Annotated in this window: 18 protein-coding genes and 1 pseudogene; 7 read left to right on the top strand and 12 right to left on the bottom strand. The window is 65.6% G+C overall.

Annotated features, from left to right (window positions below):
* Window positions 1-10 precede the first annotated feature (10 nt).
* From folB to AWC27_RS08875, 5 genes are all read right to left on the bottom strand, one after another.
* Window positions 11-409 carry a dihydroneopterin aldolase gene (gene folB / locus AWC27_RS08895; RefSeq protein ID WP_085670138.1) on the bottom strand — a complete coding sequence of 133 codons (399 nt, stop codon included), beginning with the start codon at window positions 407-409 and terminating at the stop codon, window positions 11-13.
* A complete protein-coding gene (gene folP / locus AWC27_RS08890; RefSeq protein ID WP_085670137.1) occupies window positions 402-1244 on the bottom strand; it encodes a dihydropteroate synthase in 843 nt (280 codons plus the stop codon). Before folP ends, folB begins: the two co-directional genes overlap by 8 nt.
* Window positions 1241-1849, bottom strand: a complete 609-nt coding sequence (gene folE, locus AWC27_RS08885) for a GTP cyclohydrolase I FolE (protein ID WP_083116339.1) — start codon at window positions 1847-1849, stop codon at window positions 1241-1243. The genes folP and folE overlap by 4 nt, the downstream gene beginning before the upstream one ends.
* Window positions 1850-1863: 14 nt before the next feature.
* Window positions 1864-4119: an ATP-dependent zinc metalloprotease FtsH gene (ftsH, locus tag AWC27_RS08880; RefSeq protein WP_085670136.1), complete on the bottom strand. Its 2256-nt coding sequence runs from the start codon at window positions 4117-4119 to the stop codon at window positions 1864-1866.
* Between the two features lie 296 nt (window positions 4120-4415).
* A complete protein-coding gene (locus AWC27_RS08875; protein ID WP_085670135.1) occupies window positions 4416-4829 on the bottom strand; it encodes a VOC family protein in 414 nt (137 codons plus the stop codon).
* A 61-nt stretch (window positions 4830-4890) separates the two neighbouring features.
* Here AWC27_RS08875 and AWC27_RS08870 point away from each other — a divergent pair, with 61 nt between their 5' ends.
* From AWC27_RS08870 to AWC27_RS08850, 5 genes are all read left to right on the top strand, one after another.
* Complete coding sequence (locus AWC27_RS08870) at window positions 4891-5856, top strand: alpha/beta fold hydrolase (protein WP_085670134.1); 966 nt, start codon at window positions 4891-4893, stop codon at window positions 5854-5856.
* A gap of 11 nt (window positions 5857-5867) precedes the next feature.
* Window positions 5868-7043 carry an LLM class flavin-dependent oxidoreductase gene (locus AWC27_RS08865; RefSeq protein WP_085670252.1) on the top strand — a complete coding sequence of 392 codons (1176 nt, stop codon included), beginning with the start codon at window positions 5868-5870 and terminating at the stop codon, window positions 7041-7043.
* Window positions 7043-8053, top strand: coding sequence for a zinc-binding dehydrogenase (locus AWC27_RS08860; protein WP_085670133.1), 1011 nt, complete (start codon window positions 7043-7045; stop codon window positions 8051-8053). Before AWC27_RS08865 ends, AWC27_RS08860 begins: the two co-directional genes overlap by 1 nt.
* 37 nt (window positions 8054-8090) lie before the next feature.
* Entirely contained in the window at window positions 8091-9665 is a 1575-nt protein-coding gene (locus AWC27_RS08855) for an HNH endonuclease signature motif containing protein (RefSeq protein WP_085670132.1), read from the top strand.
* A 130-nt stretch (window positions 9666-9795) separates the two neighbouring features.
* Complete coding sequence (locus AWC27_RS08850; protein ID WP_085670131.1) at window positions 9796-11310, top strand: serine/threonine-protein kinase; 1515 nt, start codon at window positions 9796-9798, stop codon at window positions 11308-11310.
* Window positions 11311-11328: 18 nt separating this feature from the next.
* Here AWC27_RS08850 and AWC27_RS08845 read toward each other — a convergent pair whose 3' ends face one another.
* Window positions 11329-12567: a PPE family protein gene (locus AWC27_RS08845; protein ID WP_085670130.1), complete on the bottom strand. Its 1239-nt coding sequence runs from the start codon at window positions 12565-12567 to the stop codon at window positions 11329-11331.
* Between the two features lie 11 nt (window positions 12568-12578).
* Entirely contained in the window at window positions 12579-12878 is a 300-nt protein-coding gene (locus AWC27_RS08840; RefSeq protein ID WP_083115798.1) for a PE family protein, read from the bottom strand.
* Window positions 12879-13556: 678 nt separating this feature from the next.
* On the opposite strand from AWC27_RS08840, the gene AWC27_RS08835 reads away from it, so the two are divergent.
* The gene (locus AWC27_RS08835; RefSeq protein WP_245846945.1) at window positions 13557-14264 is read left to right on the top strand and encodes an SIMPL domain-containing protein; all 708 of its coding nucleotides are present in this window, start codon (window positions 13557-13559) and stop codon (window positions 14262-14264) included.
* A 4-nt stretch (window positions 14265-14268) separates the two neighbouring features.
* Here AWC27_RS08835 and hpt read toward each other — a convergent pair.
* The 4 genes and pseudogenes from hpt to dacB all read right to left on the bottom strand — a co-directional run bounded on the left by hpt (window position 14269) and on the right by dacB (window position 18250).
* Window positions 14269-14887: pseudogene (gene hpt, locus AWC27_RS08830) on the bottom strand (hypoxanthine phosphoribosyltransferase).
* Window positions 14884-15843, bottom strand: coding sequence for a tRNA lysidine(34) synthetase TilS (tilS, locus tag AWC27_RS08825; protein ID WP_085670127.1), 960 nt, complete (start codon window positions 15841-15843; stop codon window positions 14884-14886). The pseudogene hpt and the gene tilS overlap by 4 nt, the downstream one beginning before the upstream one ends.
* Window positions 15822-16865, bottom strand: coding sequence for a zinc-dependent metalloprotease (locus AWC27_RS08820; RefSeq protein ID WP_085670251.1), 1044 nt, complete (start codon window positions 16863-16865; stop codon window positions 15822-15824). The genes tilS and AWC27_RS08820 overlap by 22 nt, the downstream gene beginning before the upstream one ends.
* Entirely contained in the window at window positions 16862-18250 is a 1389-nt protein-coding gene (gene dacB / locus AWC27_RS08815) for a D-alanyl-D-alanine carboxypeptidase/D-alanyl-D-alanine endopeptidase (RefSeq protein WP_139836856.1), read from the bottom strand. The genes AWC27_RS08820 and dacB overlap by 4 nt, the downstream gene beginning before the upstream one ends.
* 109 nt (window positions 18251-18359) lie before the next feature.
* Between dacB and AWC27_RS08810 the strand changes: the two genes are divergently transcribed.
* A complete protein-coding gene (locus AWC27_RS08810) occupies window positions 18360-18848 on the top strand; it encodes an inorganic diphosphatase (protein ID WP_085670125.1) in 489 nt (162 codons plus the stop codon).
* On the opposite strand, the gene AWC27_RS08805 is transcribed toward AWC27_RS08810, so the two are convergent.
* Window positions 18829-19917 (bottom strand): DUF475 domain-containing protein, encoded by a 1089-nt coding sequence (locus AWC27_RS08805; RefSeq protein WP_085670124.1) that lies wholly within the window; start codon window positions 19915-19917, stop codon window positions 18829-18831. The genes AWC27_RS08810 and AWC27_RS08805 overlap by 20 nt on opposite strands.
* Between the last annotated feature and the right edge of the window lie 41 nt (window positions 19918-19958).

Raw genomic sequence — 19958 nt, 5'->3', positions numbered from 1 at the left:
TCCGGGACCATCACACCTCGCTCGCGGGGATCACCGAACCGCGCCCGCCGCGCCGCGAGCGCCGGGTCGTCACCGACACATCGGTGAACGTCTGGCGGATCGGCGCCTGCGGCTTGTGCACCACCACTTCGACGGCGTGCACCCGCTGGTCGTCCATCACGTGCTCGGCGATCTCAGCCCCTACCGTTTCGATCAGGTTCCGCGGCGGTCCGGCGACGATCTCGGCCGCGTGGGCGGCCAGCTCGACATAGTCATAGGTGTCGGTCAGATCGTCGCTGGTAGCGGCCCCGGCCAGGTCGATCCATATCGTGATGTCGACGATGAATCGCTGACCGCTCACCCGCTCGTGGTCGTAAACGCCGTGATAGCCGTGAACGGTCAAGCCGCGCAGCTCGATTCGATCAGCCATTAATCGCAGTCCTTTCGGGGCTTTCCCAAGCTTGCACGACCTTAAGCGCGTCGACCGAGGCCCGCACTTCGTGGACGCGCACGCCCCACGCGCCGTGCAGGGCGGCCAGTGCGGTAATCACCGCCGTCGCGGTCTCCCGGCCGTGCGGCGGGCGCACCACACCGTCGGGCGTGGCCAACAAGCTACCCAGGAAGCGTTTGCGCGAGGCGCCCAACAACACCGGGACACCCGTGGCAACCAGCTCAGGCAACCCGTGCAGCAGAGCCCAATTGTGTTGTCCCGTCTTGGCGAATCCGAGCCCGGGATCGATCATCAGCTTTTCCGGATCGACACCGGCCGACACCGCGGCGTCGATCCCGGCGAGCAGGTCGGCGCGCACTTCGGCGACCACATCGCGGTAGGCCGGAACCTCGTGCGGGCGCTGTGCCGAGACCCGCCGCCAGTGCATCAACACCCACGGCACGCCGGCTTCAGCCACTAACGGCGCCATAGCCGCATCGGCCTGGCCGCCGGACACGTCGTTGACTATCTGGGCACCGTTTTCCAGGGCAGCCCGCGCGACATCGGCGCGCATGGTGTCGATGCTGACGGTAAGGCCTTGCGCGGCAAGCTCTTTGACGACGGGAACCACCCGTGCGGCCTCGACGCGCGGATCCACCCGAGCGGCACCGGGCCGGGTCGACTCGCCCCCGACGTCGATGATGGCCGCGCCCTCGGCGGCCATCGTCCGACCATGTTCGACCGCACCTTCAGGACTGAGAAATCGTCCGCCATCCGAGAACGAGTCGTCGGTGATATTCAGCACCCCCATAACCTGCATGGGCGCCGGGTTCATTTTCGCAAGATGAGATCAAGCGCTTCGGCTCGAGAGGCGGCGTCGTGCTTGAACTGGCCGCGCACCGCCGACGTCGTCGTGATCGCACCGGGCTTGCGGACACCGCGCATCGCCATGCACAAGTGCTCGGCTTCGACCACGACGATTACGCCGCGCGGGTCCAGCCGTTCCACCAGCGCGTCGGCGATCTGGCTGGTGAGCCGCTCCTGTACCTGCGGCCGCTTGGCGTAAAGGTCTACCAGCCGTGCGATTTTGGACAGTCCGGTCACCCGGCCGTCTTCGTTCGGGATGTAGCCGACATGGGCCACACCGTGAAAGGACACCAGGTGGTGCTCGCAGGTGGAGTACATCGGTATTTCTTTGACGATCACCAGTTCGTTGTGGTCTTCGTCGAACATGGTGCTCAGCACTGTGGCCGGATCGGTGTAGAGCCCGGCGAAGATCTCCCGATACGCCCGCGCGACGCGCGCTGGAGTGTCACGCAGTCCGCTGCGGTCCGGATCCTCGCCGACCGCAACCAGCAACTCGCGGATGGCGGCTTCGGCACGCGGCTGGTCGAACACGCGGACCTGGTGAGCTGCGTCTCGGGAATCTAGCTGCGTCATTGAAGCTCCATTCCTTAGCCGTGCGCCGGCGGGTTGGACCGACTTACATCCTTGCCTGACTGGTCGGCGGATTCATCGTCGTCCGGCGCCGGAACTGACCGATCATGGTCAGGAGGATAAGCCGGGTAGGAGGCCGGTTGCGTGCGATTGGGCGATTGCGGCGGCCATCCCGGCGCATGCCAGCCGGCCGGGGCACCGTAATCGGGCTGGGTCGGCGTCTGACCGGAACCGTGCGAACCGTTGGCGCCGTGGTTGGTTTGGCCCGCTTCGCTCTCCGCGGCCTCCGCAGCCTTGGTGGCCCGTGCGATAGCCGCCTTGAACGCCGGCTCCGGAAGCGGCTGGGGCCAGGGCTCGCCGCGCTCGATCGCCAGCTCCCCGGGCGTCTTGATCGGGGGCTTGTCCGACGGGATCCGGCCACCGAAGTCGTCGAACATGGTGAGCCGGGGCCGCTTTTCGACGTCGGCGAAGATGCCCTCCAACTCAGGCCGGTGCAGCGTTTCTTTTTCCAGCAGCTCGCCGGCCAGGGTGTCGAGCACGTCGCGGTATTCGGTGAGGATTTCCCACGCTTCGGTGTGCGCGGCCTCGATGAGCTTGCGCACCTCTTCGTCGATCTCGCGGGCCACTTCGTGCGAGTAGTCCGGCTGGGTGCCCATGGTACGGCCGAGGAACGGGTCACCGTGATCGGTGCCGTACTTGACGGCGCCGAGCCTGGCGCTCATGCCGTACTCGGTGACCATCGCCCGGGCAACCTTGGTGGCCTGCTCGATGTCGGACACCGCGCCCGTCGTCGGCTCGCGGAACACCAACTCCTCCGCGGCGCGACCACCCATCGCGAACACCAGCTGGGCGATCATCTCCGAACGAGTTCTCAGGCCCTTGTCTTCTTCGGGCACCGCGACGGCGTGCCCGCCGGTTCGGCCCCTGGCCAGGATCGTGACCTTGTAGACCGGGTCGATGTCGGGCATCGCCCAGGCCGCCAGGGTGTGGCCACCCTCGTGATAGGCGGTGATCTTCTTTTCGTGCTCGCTGATGATGCGGCCCTTGCGGCGGGGGCCGCCGATGACCCGGTCGACGGCTTCTTCCAACGCGGGGCCGGTGATGACGGTGCCGTTCTCCCGGGCGGTCAGCAGCGCCGCTTCGTTGATGACGTTGGCTAGGTCGGCGCCGGTCATGCCGACGGTCCGCTTGGCCAGCCCGTCGAGGTCGGCGTCGTCGGCGATCGGCTTGCCCTTGGAGTGCACTCTCAGGACCGCCCGGCGCCCGGCCAGGTCGGGGTTGGACACCGGGATCTGCCGGTCGAAGCGGCCGGGCCGCAGCAGTGCGGGGTCGAGGATGTCGGGCCGGTTGGTCGCGGCGATAAGGATGACACCGGCGCGATCGCCGAAACCATCCATCTCGACCAGCAGCTGGTTCAGCGTCTGCTCGCGTTCGTCATGGCCACCGCCCAGGCCGGCGCCTCGTTGGCGGCCGACCGCGTCGATCTCGTCGACGAAGATGATGCACGGGCTGTTCTGCTTGGCCTGCTCGAACAGGTCTCGCACCCGGGAGGCGCCGACGCCGACGAACATCTCGACGAAGTCGGAGCCGGAGATGGTGAAGAACGGCACTCCAGCTTCGCCGGCGACGGCGCGGGCCAGCAGCGTCTTGCCGGTTCCCGGCGGCCCATAGAGCAGCACGCCCTTGGGAATCTTGGCGCCAAGGGCCTGGTACCTGCTGGGGTTCTGTAGGAAGTCCTTGATTTCGTAGAGCTCCTCGACCGCCTCGTCGACGCCGGCGACATCGGCGAAGGTGGTTTTCGGCATGTCTTTGGAGAGCTGTTTGGCACGCGATTTGCCGAAGCCGAAGCCCATTCGGGCGCCGCCCTGCATGCGGGAGAACATCACGAAAAGTCCCACCAGCAACAGCAGCGGCAGTACGTAGACGAGCAGCTCGCCCAGGATGCTGCCCTCGTTGACGACGGTGCTGACCTTGGCGTTCTTGGCGTTCAGGGCGTTGAACAGGTCGACGGCGTACCCGCTGGGGTACTTGGTGATGATCTTGTCGGAATTGTCGGTGTCGTTATTGCCCTTTTTCAGGGTCAATCGCAGCTGCTGTTCCCGGTCGTCGATCTGCGCGCTCTTGACGTTGTCGCTGTTGATCTGGGACATCGCCACCGAGGTGTCGACGGGCTTATAACCGCGGGTGTCGTCGCTGAAGTAGAAGAACGACCAGCCGAGCAGCACTACGACAGCAATCGCCGTGATGGTGCGGATCACGTTTTTCCGGTTCATTAATCATCGGCCGTGCCGGCCAGGTCCTTCCGTATATACGCAGCTGGAAAAATCAAGGCTACCGCTCCTGGCGATCGCCAGCCCGGGGAATCCCGGGCGCAGCGGGCCGCCAGCATCCCGCCCCTCCAACGAGCGTCCAACGACCGGTGGTTCCCACTGCCGTTCCCGAGACGGCAAACAACACGGCAGGTCAGGTCAGAACGGCCCCGCGAGACAGCACAAAGCTGATGATCAGGAGATCAAAGCCGTCGAGGCCGAATCCAATCGTCGAGACCAGAATCGCCTAACCGCGGTAGTCACCGGTAGTAGCGCGCCTCGACCACATTGCCGTCCGGATCAGCGAAGTAGTACCCCTGCGGCGCCCACCCTTGCGCCCCGAAGGAGTGGTTCAACCGGGCGCTGGTGTCGATTCCCTCTGCCTGAAGACGTTGATCCAGCGCGTCGTATTCGGCCTTCGACATCGCCAGGCAGACATGGTTGACCCGGTGGCCGGCACTCCCGTCGACCTTCGTCATCGACTCGGTGACGGCCGCACCTTCGGATGACATCAGGTCGATGATGGAGTCCTCGCTCACCCGCACGCTGGGAAACGGGGCTTCGCCGGCTTCGAACTCGTCGAACCGCACCGGCGTCAGCCCGACCACTTTCGTGTAGAACTCCATCGAGGCCCGCACGTCCTTCGTCCACAGCACAACGTGGTCCAGCCGCATGGATCAATATGATGCCCGCCGAGGCCTTCTCTGCCCAACGCCGTTGTGATTTGGTGAGACGATGCGTTTATCAACCGAACGGTTAGTGGAGACCAACGGTGTGCAGCTGCGCGTCATTGAGGCCGGCGACCGGGGCGCGCCCGTGGTCCTACTGGCCCACGGCTTTCCCGAACTCGCCTACTCATGGCGACACCAGATTCCCGCCCTTGCCGAGGCCGGCTACCACGTGCTGGCGCCGGATCAGCGCGGTTACGGCGGCTCGTCGCGCCCGGATGCCATCGAGGCCTACAACATTCACGAATTGACCGCCGACATGGTCGGTCTGCTCGACGACGTCGGCGCCGAACGCGCGGTATGGGTTGGTCACGACTGGGGCGCAATAGTGGTGTGGAATGCCCCGCTGCTACACCCGGACCGGGTCGCCGGGGTGGCCGCACTGAGCGTGCCCGTGGTGCCGCGGCCACGGACGGCCCCGACGAAAGCGCTTCGCGACCGGTTCGGCGAGAACTTCTTCTACATTCTCTATTTCCAGGAGCCCGGTGTCGCTGACGCCGAACTCAACGGCGACCCGGCCCGCACGATGCGCAGGATGCTGGGCGGTTTGCAGCTGCCCGGGGACGAGAGGTCGGCTCTGCGGATGGTCGCGCCGGGGCCCGAAGGTTTCATCGATCGGCTGCCCGAACCCGAGGCGCTGCCGACCTGGCTCAGTCAGGACGAACTCGACCATTACATCAGCGAGTTCACTCGCACCGGTTTCACCGGCGGCCTGAATTGGTATCGCAACTTCGACCGCAACTGGGAGACGACGGCCGAAATCGACGGCGCCACAATCGGTGTGCCGTGTCTGTTCATCGGGGGGACGGCGGACCCAGTGCTGACATTCACCCGACGCGATCGCGCTTCGCAAGTGATCACCGGCCCGTACCGCGAAGTGATGCTCGACGGCGCCGGACATTGGTTGCAGCAGGAGCGGCCCGACGAAGTCAACGCGAGACTCCTCGAGTTCCTCAAGGAGATGAACTGGTGACGGGCGCACCGATGCGTTTCGGCGTTTTCATCACACCATTTCACCCGACGGGCCAATCCCCCACGGTGGCACTGGAATATGACATGGATCGTGTCGTCGCACTGGATCGTCTCGGATACGACGAGGCCTGGTTCGGCGAGCACCACTCCGGTGGCTACGAGCTGATCGCCTGCCCGGAAGTCTTCATCGCGGCGGCGGCGGAGCGCACCAAGCACATCCGGCTCGGCACCGGAGTGGTCTCGCTGCCTTACCACCATCCGCTGATGGTCGCCGACCGCTGGGTGCTGTTGGACCATCTGACTCGCGGACGCGTCATGTTCGGCACTGGGCCCGGTGCACTGCCGTCGGACGCCTACATGATGGGGATCGACCCGATCGATCAGCGGCGGATGATGCAGGAATCCCTGGAGGCGATCCTGGCGCTGTTCCGGGCCGCACCCGACGAGCGCATCGACCGCCACTCCGACTGGTTCACGCTGCGCGAGGCGCAATTGCACATTCGGCCGTACACCTGGCCGTATCCCGAAATATTTACAGCGGCAATGATTTCCCCATCCGGGCCGCGACTGGCCGGTACGCTGGGCACGTCGCTGTTGTCGCTGTCCATGTCGGTTCCGGGCGGCTACGCGGCGCTGGAGACCACCTGGGACGTGGTGCGTGAGCAAGCCGCCAAGGTAGGCCGGGATGAGCCGAATCGGGCTGACTGGCGGGTTCTTTCGATCATGCATTTAGCCGACAGTCGCGAGCAGGCGATTGCCGACTGCACTTACGGCTTGCCCGAATTCTCGGAATACTTTGGCGCGGCCGGCTTTGTGCCGTTGGCAAACAGCGTTGAAGGCGGGCAGTCTCCCTACGAGTTCGTCGAAGCGTATGCGGCCGCAGGCAATTGTTGTATCGGTACTCCCGACGACGCGATCGCTCACATCGAAGACCTATTGGAGCGCTCGGGTGGCTTCGGGACTCTGCTGCTGCTCGGCCATGACTGGGCGTCGCCCCAAAACACTTTTCATTCCTATGATCTGTTCGCCCGTAAGGTGATTCCGTACTTCAAGGGACAGCTCGAAGCCTCACGAGCGTCGCACGGCTGGGCGAGGGCCAAACGCGACGAACTGATCGGGCGCGCCGGTCAGGCCGTCGTGCAGGCAATCACCGAGCACGTCTCCGAACACGAACGGGAGAGCAGCTGATGCGCGCGTCGGTTTTGCGCGGCGGCCGCATGGTCTACCGAGATGACGTGCCCGACCCGGTGCCGGGGCCAGGGCAGGTGCTGGTCCAGGTACGCGCGTGCGGAATCTGCGGTTCCGACCTGCATTTCGCCGCACACGGTGCCGAAGTGGTGGAGCTGAGCGGCGAGCTGGCCGGCGGCCGTGGCATGGATCTCGACGTGGGACGCGACGTGTTCATGGGCCACGAGTTCAGCGCCGAGGTGCTCGAAGCCGGACCTGACACCGACACTTACCCACCCGGAACTCTGGTGACGTCGATTCCGGTATTACTTTCCGAAAAAGGCGTCGAGCCAATTGTTTTCAGCAACAGCACGCTGGGGGCCTACGCGGAACGGATGCTGCTGTCCGCGCCGCTACTGTTACCGATTCCCGACGGACTGGACCTCAAGCATGCCGCGCTGGCCGAGCCTATGGCGGTGGGGTTGCACGCAGTGAACAAATCCGGCATTGACCCCGGTGAGACGGCGCTGGTGATCGGCTGCGGACCGATCGGCATCGCGGTGGTAGCCGCGCTGCGAGTTCGTGGCGTGGAAACCATTGTGGCATCGGACTTTTCACCGAAGCGACGCGAGCTTGCAGCGTTGATGGGTGCGCACCAGACGATTGACCCGGCGCAGGGTTCCCCGTTCGATTCGGTCAAGGCCCGCGTGGTGTTCGAGGCGGTCGGCGTGCCGGGCATCATCGGCGACGTAATCAGGCGGGCCCGGCGCGGTACCCGGTTGGTCGTGGCCGGGGTATGCATGCAGGCCGACACCCTGCATCCGTTCTTCGCGATAGGCAAAGAGATCAGCCTGCAGTTCGTCAACGCCTATGAGCCCGATGAGTTCGCCGCGTCGTTGCGTGCGCTGGCCGAGGGCGAGATCGACGTCACCCCAATGATTACCGGCGAGATTGGCCTCGAGGAGGTAGGCGCCGCGTTCGATGACCTCGCCGACCCTGAGCGGCATTGCAAGATTCTGGTGACGCCGTAGAGCAGTGTTGTCAGACCTCTGATTTATAGTCGAATGTATGTTCGAATCCTTGGGGGGGCTGAGCCCCGCCGCGTTGGTGGCCGAGGTCGAGGCAACGTATCGGCAGGAGTCGATGTTGGTGGCGCGGCGGATGGCGGCGGTGGCGGCGTTGCTGCGGGGTCGGGTGGCCGCGGCCGAGCGGGTTGCGGGCCGGGTGGAGCATGCCGAGATCGATGGGTTTGACCAAGCCAAGGCCGAGGTGGCTGCGGCGATGAATCTGTCGCCGCTGGCGGCCAGCTATCTGGTGTCACACGCTGAGGCGTTGGACGTGCGGTTGCCCGCGATGGCGGCGTTGTTGGCGCAGGGGCGTACCGATTGGCGCACGGTGCGATTGATCATCGGGCGCACCGTGGTCACTGCGGAGTTGATCGCGCGCCTGGACGCGTCGCTGGCCGAAAGCATCGGCGCCTGGCAGGGGTGGTCGCGGCAGCGCATCATCAACGCCGTGGATGCCGCGGTGCGCATGCTGGATCCCGATGCCGCCCGCGAGCGCCAGGGCGCCGCCCACGCCGACCGCCATCTCGGGATCCGTGCGCTGGAGAACGGGATGGCCGAGGTGTACGGCACGGTGGAGGCCGGTGTGGCCACCGCGTTTGATCGGCGGTTGGCGCAGTTGGCGAAGCAGGTGTGCCGCGGTGATGGGCGGACGATGGATCAGCGTCGCGCCGATGCGCTGGGCTGTCTCACCGACAGCCGAGTGCTGGGCTGTGCCTGTGGGCAGCCGCAGTGCCCGCGCCGTAGCGACACCGAGGGCGCTGGGCACCGGGTGGTGATCAATGTGGTCGCCAGCGCCGACACCGTGTACGGCACCAGCAGCCAGCCCGGCTACCTACAGGGCTACGGGGTCATCGATGCCGAACAGGTGCGGGATCTGGTGGCCAGCGCGGCGCTGCAGGTGATCAATCCGGCCACCAGCCCGCTGGAGGCGTTGCGTTATCAACCGTCGGCGGCGCTGGAACGCGCGGTGCGGTGTCGGGATTTGACGTGTCGCTTCCCCGGCTGTGCCCGGCCCGCGGCAATCTGCGACCTCGACCACAGCATCGCGTTCAACCACACCGATCCCGCCGCCGGTGGCTTGACGGTGTTTGAAAACCTCAAATGCCTGTGCCGTCAGCATCATCGGCTGAAAACCTTTGGTGGCTGGCGTGACGAACAACTTGCCGATGGCACCGTGGTGTGGACCTCGCCGAGCGGGCATACCTATCGCACCGCTCCGGCTGGAGTGGATTTGTTCGGGCCGATGCGACAACCGCCGTGCGCGCCACCGATACCTAACCGGCGCAGCCGCTCGGCCCAGCGCGCCAGCCGAATCACTCGCGCGCGCAAGCACAACCGCGAGCAGCGCCCGGTCAACGAGTACGAGCGGTGGCTGGCCCGCGCCCGCGACCGCGAAATCGCCGACCGGCGCTTCCGAAACCACATGCGCGACATGCTCTTTGTGTTCAAGCACACACCGAGCACCAGCCCATTCTGCCGCTGGGTCAACGATCCACGCGAGCCCGAAGAACTCCCACCGGACTGGACACCCAACGAACCCATGCCAGCTCCCCTACCCGACGAACCACCCTTCTGATAGGGGTCGCCAGCGGCGAATTCAGGTGAATTTCAGGTGAACGAAAAATGGCCTGTTAATTAACTGCTGGTATACAGTAATTGCAGCATGCGTTGAGGCAGTGCTAGGCATCGCGATGACGGACTTTGCAATGACTGGGATAGTTGATCGAGGCCACGACGTCGGATTGAACGTCGGCGACGTGTTTGCCGGGTACACCATCGTTCGGTTCCTGGGATCCGGCGGTATGGGCGAGGTCTATCTCGCCGAGCACCCACGGTTGCCCCGCCGCGAAGCGCTCAAGGTGTTGGGCAATGCCGTGTCTGCCGACGACGACTATCGCCGCAGATTCATCAGAGAGGCGGACCTGGCTGCCGCGCTGTGGCATCCGAACATCGTGCGCGTCAACGACCGTGGCGAATTCAACGGACAGCTATGGATCTCGATGGACTTCGTCGACGGAACCGATGCGGCGAGTTTGTTGCGCAACCACTATCCGGTCGGTATGCCGGCAGGCGCGGTGGCCACGATAATCGCGGCGATCGCCAGCGCACTCGACTATGCGCATCAGCACCATGATCTTCTGCATCGCGACGTCGGCCCCGCGAACATCCTGCTCAGCCAACCGGAGGAAGGCGACCAACGAATCCTGTTGGGCGACTTCGGCATAGCGCGCAATATCTTTGACGCCAGCGGTCTGACCGCGACCAATATGACCATCGGCACGTTTCCCTACGCGGCGCCAGAACAACTGACCGACGAACCAATGGACGGCCGCGCCGACCAGTACGCGCTAGCGGCCACCGCCTACCATCTGCTGACCGGGTCAACACTCTTCCCGCACAGCAACCCGGCCGTCGTCATCGGCCGCCACCTGACCACCCCGCCTCCCCCATTGGCCGAAACCCGACCCAAGCTCAGGGTTTTCGACCCGGTGCTTGCGGTAGCCCTGGCCAAGGATCCCGCCGATCGATTCCCCCGGTGCATAGATTTCGCCGACGAGTTCGCACGGGCAGCCCGCTCCGGCAGACACCCGACAGCTTCGGCTTCGACAATGCCGAGACCGCTGGCGATCAGACCCGACAAGCCGACAGTTGCACCAACGGTGTTGACGGACAACGACAAACAACGACAACACAAACCCTGGCGAATCTTCGCGGCGGCATCGACGGTGATTGCGCTCGCGGCTGCCGGCGCCAGTGGCTACCCGATCGATAACGACGCCGCCCCTGCTGAACAACCCGCCGCTCCCCCAACGTTGGCCCAGCCGGCGCCAGCACTCCCAGAACCGCCACCAGCGGCCCCGCCACCAGCGTCAACACCGCCCGCGCCAAAAGTGGAGCCGGCGGCGCAGAACGCTCCACCTCCAGTGCCCTCCACACCGAGGCGCGCTCAGGCCACGCCGGCTCCCGTGCAACCGGCTCCCCAGCAACTGACACCCGACCAGACTTTCCTCAATCTCGTGTCGGAGATTCCCGGTGTCACCATCACCGACCCCGCAACTGCCGCCGCAACCGGCCGTGCCGTGTGCGTAGGAATTCAAAACGGCGCAAGCCCCAACGATGCCGCCGCCGCGACGGTGAACGGCAACCAGGGCATCTCCCCCGAGCAGGCCACCGCCGGCATCAACGCGGCGATCACCGCCTATTGCCCGCAGCTGCGATAGGGACAGGCCGTTTGGGCGTTATCCGCCGAGCGGTGGTTGCGCCATGACGGTTGGCTTGAATCCGTATCGGGGAGCGGCGAAGTTGGCTACGCTGCGGCCGGCCCCTGCCCCCGGCATAAGCGGGAGCCCGCCGAATGCGCTGGCGGCGGGTTCAGCGGCCGCGCCGGACGCAAGGCCGTTGAGAGCCACGTTGATGGGCGTGGCCGCAGGGGTGCTTGCCCAGGATGCCGGCGCGGAGAAAGCCCCGACCTTTGCCGCGTTTCCAACGGCTGCAGCAATCCCACCCAAACCTGCATTCGGAATAGCAGCCGGCAGAACGGCCGGCAAGTCCTTGGCAGCCTTCGCGGCAGCCTCGGCGCCCTCACTGGCCCACTTCGGCAGGTCGTGCGCAAGTCCGAAGTAATCCTTCATCTGGGTAATTACGAGACGAGCAGGAGAAACCCATCTGTTGAACACGTCCGCGGCCAAGCTACCGTCCACGGTTGACGACCCGGTCAAGCCCTCGACCACATCGCCAACCAATCCGTTGAAGATGATCCCGTCGCCGTTCGAGTTCCAGGTGTGCCCGGTCAAACCGAGCACATTCAGCGGGTTGGACGCCCACGGCGGTTCATTGGTCATGCCGGCTAGTTTCGACAGCATTTTGGGGACCTCGTACAGCCCTTGGCCGCTGGCGGCTCCGTTGGCCGCGTTGAACACCGCGCTCAGCTGACCGCTCACCCCGTTCAAGCCGCTACTAACCGAGTTCAGGTCGAACGGCGGCAACGTCGTCGCCGCCGCCGATGCACCCGAGTAGCCGTACATCGCTGCCGCATCCTGGGCCCACATCTCCGCGTACTGCGCCTCGGTTGCCGCGATGGCCGCGGTGTTCTGGCCAAGGAAGTTCGTCGCCAAGAGCGTCATCAGCAGTGCTCGGTTGGCCGCGACCTCAGCCGGTGGAACGGTCGAGATAAATGCCGCCTCGTAGGCGCTCGCGGCCGCCACCGCCTGCGCCGCAGAATCCTGAGCCTGCTCGGCTGTGTTGCTGAGCCACGCGATTTGAGGTGCGGCCGCGGCCGCCATCGATACCGACGAAGGCCCCTGCCATGGTCCGTCGATCAGGCTGGTGACCACCGTTCCGTATGCAGACGCAATGGTCTGCAGCTCGGCGGCTAGCCCTTCCCACGCCGTTGCGGCGGCCAGCATCGGCCCCGAGCCGGGTCCGGCATACATCAATCCGGAGTTGATCTCCGGCGGTAGACCTCCAAAATCGAACATGATTCGTCCCGCTAACCGAACGTGGCCTGGTTAACGGCCTCCGTGGCGGCGTATGAACCGGCACTGATACCGAGTGTGGTCGCCAACTGCTCTTGGACCGCGGCGGCCTGGGCGCTGACTTCCTGGTAAAGCCTTGCGTGCTGGGCGAATTGCGCGGCCGTCAGCAGCGATACCAAGTCAGAGGCGGCGGGCACTACCGCGGTCGTCGGCCCGGCGGCGGCGGCATTTCCGGCCCGCATCGCTGCGTTGATGGACAGCAGCTCCGCGGCGGAACCCGCCAACACGTCTGGCTCTGCGATCACAAGCGACATTTGGTTTCCTCCCTCAAATTGAGTTTGCGTCAATAGCTTTCAGCGCGAAATAACGCGGCCAAAGCCGATCAAACGCCAGGCTAGAGCAGCCAACAAGCAACACCCCAGGTCCCATACATGCTGTTCACTGCCGAGTCAGTAACTATTCATTTGCTGCCGCATAAGTCCAGGACGCTGTGAATATTTTTATGAAACATATTGGAATCAAATATGATTAGAGTTCGATATGAAGTAGTGGGTAATCGCAGCGGGGGACGCTAGTGTGCGTGGTAAGCGCGGGAGCAGCTGACCTGCGGAAACCCGTTGCGCGACAGGGAATAACACAGCACCCTTCTAATCACGCTGTGGCATAAACGGATTCAGTCGGGCGCGCTAAAGTGTGGCGTGCCGCGAGGCCGGTGAATCGGACGGCGCTAATGGCGCGGACCGGTACGCTTGCAATCCACAAAAGCAACAATGCTGAACAGATGCTGAATTGGTGAGATAGACCTGCGCAACCGGTGAAAAATATTGAGCGCAAGTGACCGTCGACCCTTTGCTAAGGCCCTGGTGCCGACAAGGATCCGCGCGAATGCACACGCCGGTTGAACGCCAGGTGAACAAACGATGTCGCCCTGAGACGCTAAGGTTCCAGTCATGCCGATTCGATGGAGTCGCCGGGGATCTGTTTGTAAACCAATGGCTTTGGCCCTGTTCATGGGAATCGCAGCGGCGGCGCTGTCGAGTTGCGATTCGCATAATCCGCCGCCGCCGGGGGCGAATCCGCGGCAGGTGACGGTGTTCGGGTCGGGGCAGGTGCAGGGCGTCCCGGACACCTTGACCGCCGACGTCGGTATCTCGTTCACCGCCGCCGACGTGACCACCGCGATGAATCAGACGAACGATCGCCAGCAAGCCGTCGTCAACGCATTGGCCGGTGCCGGAGTGGACCGCAAGGACATCCGCACCACCGAGGTCACCCTGCAACCGCAGTACAGCACTCCGGAGGCCACCGGTACCGCCTCCATTACCGCCTACCGCGCCGACAATGCCATCGAGGTCAAGATCCACCCACCGGACGCCGCATCGCGTCTGCTGTCCCTCATCGTCGACACCGGCGGTGACGCCACCCGGATAAGTTCGGTCAGCTATTCGATCGCCGACGACTCGCAGCTGGTGAAGGACGCGCGGGCTCGCGCGTTCGAGGACGCCAAGAACCGCGCCCAGCAGTACGCGCAGCTCTCGGGCCTGCACCTGGGCAAGGTGCTTTCCATTTCCGAAGCCGCCGGCTCCACGCCGGCGACGGGCACCCAGCCGGCACCGGCGCCGCGCGCTTCGATGGTGCCGCTGGAACCCGGCCAGCAGACGGTGAGTTTCTCGGTGACGGCGATCTGGGAGCTGACGTAGCTCGCTACTGGTAGACCCTGGGGTCCAGGGTTCCGATGTAGGACAGGTCGCGGTAGCGCTCGTCATAGTCCAGGCCGTAGCCCACGACGAAGTCATTGGGAATGTCGAAGCCCACGTAGGCGATTTCGACGTTCGCGCCCACCGCTTCGGGCTTGCGCAGCAGCGTGCACACCCGCAACGAACGCGGATGGCGGCTGGTCAGGTTGCGCAACAGCCAGGACAGCGTGAGCCCGGAGTCGACGACGTCCTCGACGATCAGCACATCGCGATCGTGGATGTCGCGGTCGAGATCCTTGAGGATGCGCACCACCCCCGACGAGGAGGTCGAGGACCCGTAGGAGCTGACGGCCATGAACTCGAACTGAGTGGGCAGCGGAATGGCCCGGGCCAGGTCGGTGACGAACAGCACCGCACCCTTCAGCACAGTGATCAACAGCAGGTCCTGGCCGCTGTCAGCGGATAAGTCGCGGTAGTCGCCACCGATCTGCTCGCCGAGTTCGGCGATGCGCGCCTGAATCTGCTCCTGGGTGAGCAACACCGACTTGATGTCGCCCGGGTACAGCTCAGCCGTCACGACCACAGCGTAGCCACGTCGCCCGCCCAACAACCAACGCAGGCGTCAAATCGGTTCGGTGCGCAGCGTCAGGAAGCCGTCGTGGCGCCCGGCGATCAACCGCTGACCACGCAACGTCGACCCCACCGCCACCCCGCCCTGGCCCCGCCAAGCGGTCACCAAGGTGTCCACGCCGCGGATCTGCTTGTCGGTGACGCCAATAGCTCCGCCGGCCAGCAGCCAGCCGCGAATCACCCTGCGCCGCACCGGACCCGCCAGGTCCGCCAGCGCACCGGTGCTCAGACCCGCGCCGGCCGAAACGTCCGACAGCGCCTGCGCGGCGATCGCGTCAATGAACTCGGTGTCCTCGCGCAACGCTGTCGCGGTGCGGGCCAGCGCTTCGGCGACGCCACCGCCCAGCACGTCTTCCAGCAGCGGCAGCACTTCGGTGCGCAGCCGGGTCCGGGTGAAGCGGCGATCGGTGTTGTGCGGATCCTGCCAAGGCACCAGGCCCAGCTCGGCGCACGCCGCATGAGTCACGTGGCGGCGCACCCCCAGTAATGGCCGGCACCACGGCGGGTCGTGCGCTCGCATGCCGGCGATCGACCGCGCTCCCGAGCCGCGGCCCAGCCCCAGCAAGACCGTCTCGGCTTGGTCATCCAACGTGTGGGCCAGCAACACCGGCCCGTCACGACCCGAGTCCAGCGCGGCGTAGCGGGCGGTGCGCGCTGCGGCCTCCGGGCCGCCGTCGGTACCGACAGTCACGCAAAACACTTGAGCCTCAACACATCCCAGGGACAAAGCCTGCACCCGCGCGGTTTCGGCGACCGCGGCTGAATCGGGCTGCAGGCCGTGGTCCACGATGAGCGCCCGGGTGGGCAACAAACCGGCCGCCACCGCGGTGAGTGCCAGCGAATCGGGACCACCGGACAGCCCTACGCACCACCGGTCGGGGCGGCCGAGATAGGCCGTCGCAAACTTCTCGACAGCCGTACGCAGCTGCCCTACAGCACCCGGTCGATCCATAGTTGCGGGTGTTCGATCTCGGCAGGCAGGGGCAGGGTTTCCGGGCCGGTCCAGATCGTGTTGAACCGCTTCATCCCGACCCGGTTCACCACGTCGTCGACGAATGCCTTGCCACGGGTGTACTGGCTGAGCTTGGCATCCAGCCCCAGCAAGGCGCGCAGCAGCCGCTGCAGCGGCGGCTGCCTGCGTTGCCGGCGTTCGTCGAACCGGCGCCGGATGGTGGCCACCGACGGCACCACCACCGGCCCCACCGCATCCATCACGTGCTCCGCGTGGCCTTCCAGCAGGGTGCCGAGCACCAGCAGCCGGTCGAGGGCTTCGCGTTGCGGTTCGGACTGTACGGCGCGCACCAGGCCCAGGATCCCGCCTGGATGGGCACCATCGGGATCGGAGCCGCGATTGCGGACGAAGTCCGCGAGCCGGCCCACCACCTGCCCGATGTCGTCGGCGGGTTCCTGGGTCAACAGCCCCAGCGACTCCGACATGTAGCCGGCGATCCAGGGGTTGGCGGTGAACTGCACCCGGTGGGTGACCTCATGCAGACACACCCACAGCCGGAAATCGGACGGGTCGACCTTCAGTTGCCGTTCCACGGCGATGACGTTGGGATACACCAGCAGCAATTCCCCCCCTTCAGCCACACCGAACGGGTCGTACTGGCCGAGAATGCCCGACGCGACGAACGCCAGCACCGCACCCGTCTGCGCGCCGGTAAGCCGCCCGGTGAGGAAACCGCGCGGCTGTTCGCTGCCTTTGGTCATGGCTCGCATCGATTCGGCGGCGGCCGCGATCCACGCCGGCCGGTCCACGACGCGGGCCGGCGGGACCACATCGCCGGTGACCAGACCGGTCACTTCGCGCACCGGCGGTTCGGCCTGAGCCGCCGCGTTGAGCAACTCTTCGATCGCCCGCCGACGGGTGTATTCCGTGGTCGGCGGACCGGGGCGGGCCAGCTTGGACCCGACCGTTGCGGCAAATCGCCAATCGACCGTATTGCCCAGAGTTAGGTCGGTAGGGGTCACGTCGCGCACCCGCAGAACCACAGCTTGGTCGCCAGGGCATCTATCGCGTTGCGGCCGTTGGGGCCCGCCTCGTTGGAGATGAACGCGAAGGTGAGCACGCGTCCGCTGCTGTCGGTGAGCACCCCGACGAGCGAGTTGATGGCGGTCAGGGAGCCGGTCTTGGCCCGCAACCAGCCTGCCGGGCCCTGTTCGGTGGATCGGTCCAGGAAACGTTCGCCCAGCGTGCCGCTGCCGCCGGCAATGGGCAGCAAATCCAGCAGCGGGCGCAACACCAGCTGATCGGGTCCGGCCGCGGCCTGCATGGCCCCGTCCAGTGTTTTGGCGGTCAGCCGGTCCAATATCGACAGTCCACTGGAATCCACCAGCGCAGCGCCGGTGGTGTCCACGTGCGCGGTGTTCAGCCGGTTGGTCACCGCGTCGACCGCGCCGGTGAAGCTCTGCGGCCGGTTGATCGCCGCGGCAACTTCGCGGGCGATGCACTCGGCCATCACGTTGTCGGAGGCGTTCATCATCTGGGACAGCCGCTGGATCAACGGCGCCGACTGCACCACCGCCAGCTGCCGCGCCCCACCCGGCGCCGATGCGATGGTCACCGTCGTGGGATCGAGGCCCAGGGCCTTGGCCAGCTCGCGCCCCGCATCCAGCGCCGGGGTGCGCGACCGTCTCGAGTTGACGGTCGTCGGCTGGATCCGCCCGGCATCGATCATCGCGGCCTCGATGGGCGCGATATCGCCGTTGTCGACGTCGGCCGGGTCCCAGCCTGGCGCCATGGTGGGACCGCTGAACGCCGAGATGTCGACCTGCACCCCGGTCGGCGTCACGCCGCTGCGGTGGATCTGTTCGACCAGGTCAGCAATGCGCGCCGCGCCCCGGTACCAGGTGTCCTGCCCCGGCGGCGCGGCCGAGAGCGTCGGATCCCCGGCGCCCACGAGCACGACCGGGGCCTGCGCAGCCGTTCCGCCGGCCACCACACGGGTGCTGATCCGGGTCTGCCGATCCAGCGTCAGCAGTGCCGCCGCGGCGGTCAGCACCTTGTTCGTCGACGCCGGCACCAGCGGCACGTCATCGAGCTGGCGCCAGAGTTCCTTGCCGGTCAGAGCATCGGTGATCCGGCCGCCTAGCCGGCCCAGGTTGGGATCGGCCACAGCAGGCGCCAGCGCGGCCAGCACACCCGTCGGACTAGGCGCCGTCGCCGTGTCGGCTACCGGGGTCACGCCCGGCTTCACCGTGGGCGGCCGCGGCGGCGGAACGGGTGACCGCGCACCCCCGGTGCCGTGGCCGCCCGTGGTGAAGAATGCCGCGGCCGCCACCAGGGCGGCGACAAACGCCAGCACAGCCACCCCGATGAACACCTGGGTGGTCCTTCGCCAACGTTTGGGTCCCATGACACTCCTGCCTTTCTCGGCCCATTCTGCCGAACCAGCCGCGACGCAGTGTGCAGGCACCGCCTCGACTAGGGTGTCTTCGACGCATTTCGAGTTAAGGAGCCGACCCGTGCAATTCGACGTGACCATCGAAATTCCGAAGGGTGAGCGCAACAAGTACGAGATCGACCACGAGACCGGACGGGTGCGTCTGGATCGCTACCTCTATACCCCGATGGGCTACCCGACCGACTACGGCTTCATCGAGGACACACTCGGCGAGGACGGCGACCCGCTGGACGCGCTGGTGCTGCTGCCGCAGCCGCTGTTCCCGGGTGTGCTGGTGGAGGCGCGGCCGGTGGGAATGTTCCGAATGGTCGACGAAAAGGGCGGCGACGACAAGGTGCTGTGCGTTCCGGCCGGCGACCACCGCTGGGACCACATTCAGGACATCGGTGACGTACCGGAATACGAGCTGGACGCGATCAAGCACTTCTTCGTGCACTACAAGGACCTAGAGCCGGGCAAATTCGTCAAGGCCGCCGACTGGGTCGGCCGCGACGAGGCCGAAGCCGAGGTGAACCGTTCCATCGAGCGGTTCAAGACCGAGGGGCACTGACCGCGCGCTCGCGCGACACGCGCCGGTTGCGCCATACGCTTTCGCTGAAGGCCGCCGCGATGAAGACCACGCCCACTGAAGCGGTGATCCACTCCGGTACCTGAAATCGGTGGTCAACCGATACCAGCATGATCACAGCCAGTGCGCCGATCGCCCAGTGCGCGCCGTGTTCGAGGTAGATGTATCGGTCCAAGGTGTCCTGGCGGACCAGATAGATGGTGATCGAACGGACGAACATCGCGCCCACCAGGCCAAGGCCCAGCGCGATGATGATCGGGTCGGTGGTGATCGCGAAGGCGCCCGTGACGCCGTCGAAAGAGAAGGTCGCGTCGAGCACTTCGAGATAGAGGAACAGCGTGAAGCCGGCTCTGCCCACCGCCCCCGGAGCGCCCTCCTGTGCGTCGGAGGGCCGAAACGCTGTGCTCAAACCGTTGACGATGAGATAGGTCACCAGACCCAGCACACCGGCGGTCATTACCGTCGAGCGACCGTCCCCGGTATGCGTCAACCCCATGCCCACCAGGATCAGGGTCACGCCGGCCACCACCGTCGGCACCTGACCGAGCCGGCCGATACGCGCGAACGGGCCCTCAATCCACTTGAGCCACTTGATATCCCGATCGTGGAAGACGAAGTCCAAGAACAACATCAGTAGGAACATGCCGCCGAAGGCCGCGATCTGCGGGTGTGCGGCATGAATGAGTTTTTCGTAGCTCGGTGAGCCGTCGGGATATTCCAGCGCCCCGCCCGGCGGTGGACGCAGCGCCAGCCTCATGGCGCGCACGGGATCCAGGCCGGCGCTGAGCCACACGATGGCCAGCGGGAACACCAAGCGCATTCCGAATACCGCGATGAGAATCCCGATCGTCAGAAACATCCGCTGCCAGAACTGGCTCATCTGCTTGAGCACCGTGGCGTTGATGATGGCGTTGTCGAACGATAGCGATACCTCGAGGACACCCAGCACCGCCAGCAGAAATAGGGCGCTCGGCCCGCCGTGCAGGTAGCCGAGCACCAGCGCCACGACGGTCACTGCCAGCGAGAAGGCGAAAACGCGCAACGTTGTCAATGAACTCTCACGAAGTCCTTCTACCAGCGGAATCGGGTGGC

This window comes from Mycobacterium szulgai, from assembly GCF_002116635.1.
GTDB classification, from domain to species: domain Bacteria; phylum Actinomycetota; class Actinomycetes; order Mycobacteriales; family Mycobacteriaceae; genus Mycobacterium; species Mycobacterium szulgai.
Note: the sequence above shows the minus strand (reverse complement) of the source record. Positions and strands in the feature narration are given on the sequence as shown.

Bases quoted from the DNA above. Each gene is read 5' to 3' on its own strand.
- folB (WP_085670138.1), bottom strand. From the start codon at position 409: ATGGCTGATCGAATCGAGCTGCGCGGCTTGACCGTTCACGGCTATCAC.
- folP (WP_085670137.1), bottom strand. From the start codon at position 1,244: ATGAACCCGGCGCCCATGCAGGTTATGGGGGTGCTGAATATCACCGAC.
- folE (WP_083116339.1), bottom strand. From the start codon at position 1,849: ATGACGCAGCTAGATTCCCGAGACGCAGCTCACCAGGTCCGCGTGTTC.
- ftsH (WP_085670136.1), bottom strand. From the start codon at position 4,119: ATGAACCGGAAAAACGTGATCCGCACCATCACGGCGATTGCTGTCGTA.
- AWC27_RS08875 (WP_085670135.1), bottom strand. From the start codon at position 4,829: ATGCGGCTGGACCACGTTGTGCTGTGGACGAAGGACGTGCGGGCCTCG.
- AWC27_RS08870 (WP_085670134.1), top strand. From the start codon at position 4,891: ATGCGTTTATCAACCGAACGGTTAGTGGAGACCAACGGTGTGCAGCTG.
- AWC27_RS08865 (WP_085670252.1), top strand. From the start codon at position 5,868: ATGCGTTTCGGCGTTTTCATCACACCATTTCACCCGACGGGCCAATCC.
- AWC27_RS08860 (WP_085670133.1), top strand. From the start codon at position 7,043: ATGCGCGCGTCGGTTTTGCGCGGCGGCCGCATGGTCTACCGAGATGAC.
- AWC27_RS08855 (WP_085670132.1), top strand. From the start codon at position 8,091: ATGTTCGAATCCTTGGGGGGGCTGAGCCCCGCCGCGTTGGTGGCCGAG.
- AWC27_RS08850 (WP_085670131.1), top strand. From the start codon at position 9,796: ATGACTGGGATAGTTGATCGAGGCCACGACGTCGGATTGAACGTCGGC.
- AWC27_RS08845 (WP_085670130.1), bottom strand. From the start codon at position 12,567: ATGTTCGATTTTGGAGGTCTACCGCCGGAGATCAACTCCGGATTGATG.
- AWC27_RS08840 (WP_083115798.1), bottom strand. From the start codon at position 12,878: ATGTCGCTTGTGATCGCAGAGCCAGACGTGTTGGCGGGTTCCGCCGCG.
- AWC27_RS08835 (WP_245846945.1), top strand. From the start codon at position 13,557: ATGGCTTTGGCCCTGTTCATGGGAATCGCAGCGGCGGCGCTGTCGAGT.
- tilS (WP_085670127.1), bottom strand. From the start codon at position 15,843: ATGGATCGACCGGGTGCTGTAGGGCAGCTGCGTACGGCTGTCGAGAAG.
- dacB (WP_139836856.1), bottom strand. From the start codon at position 18,250: ATGGGACCCAAACGTTGGCGAAGGACCACCCAGGTGTTCATCGGGGTG.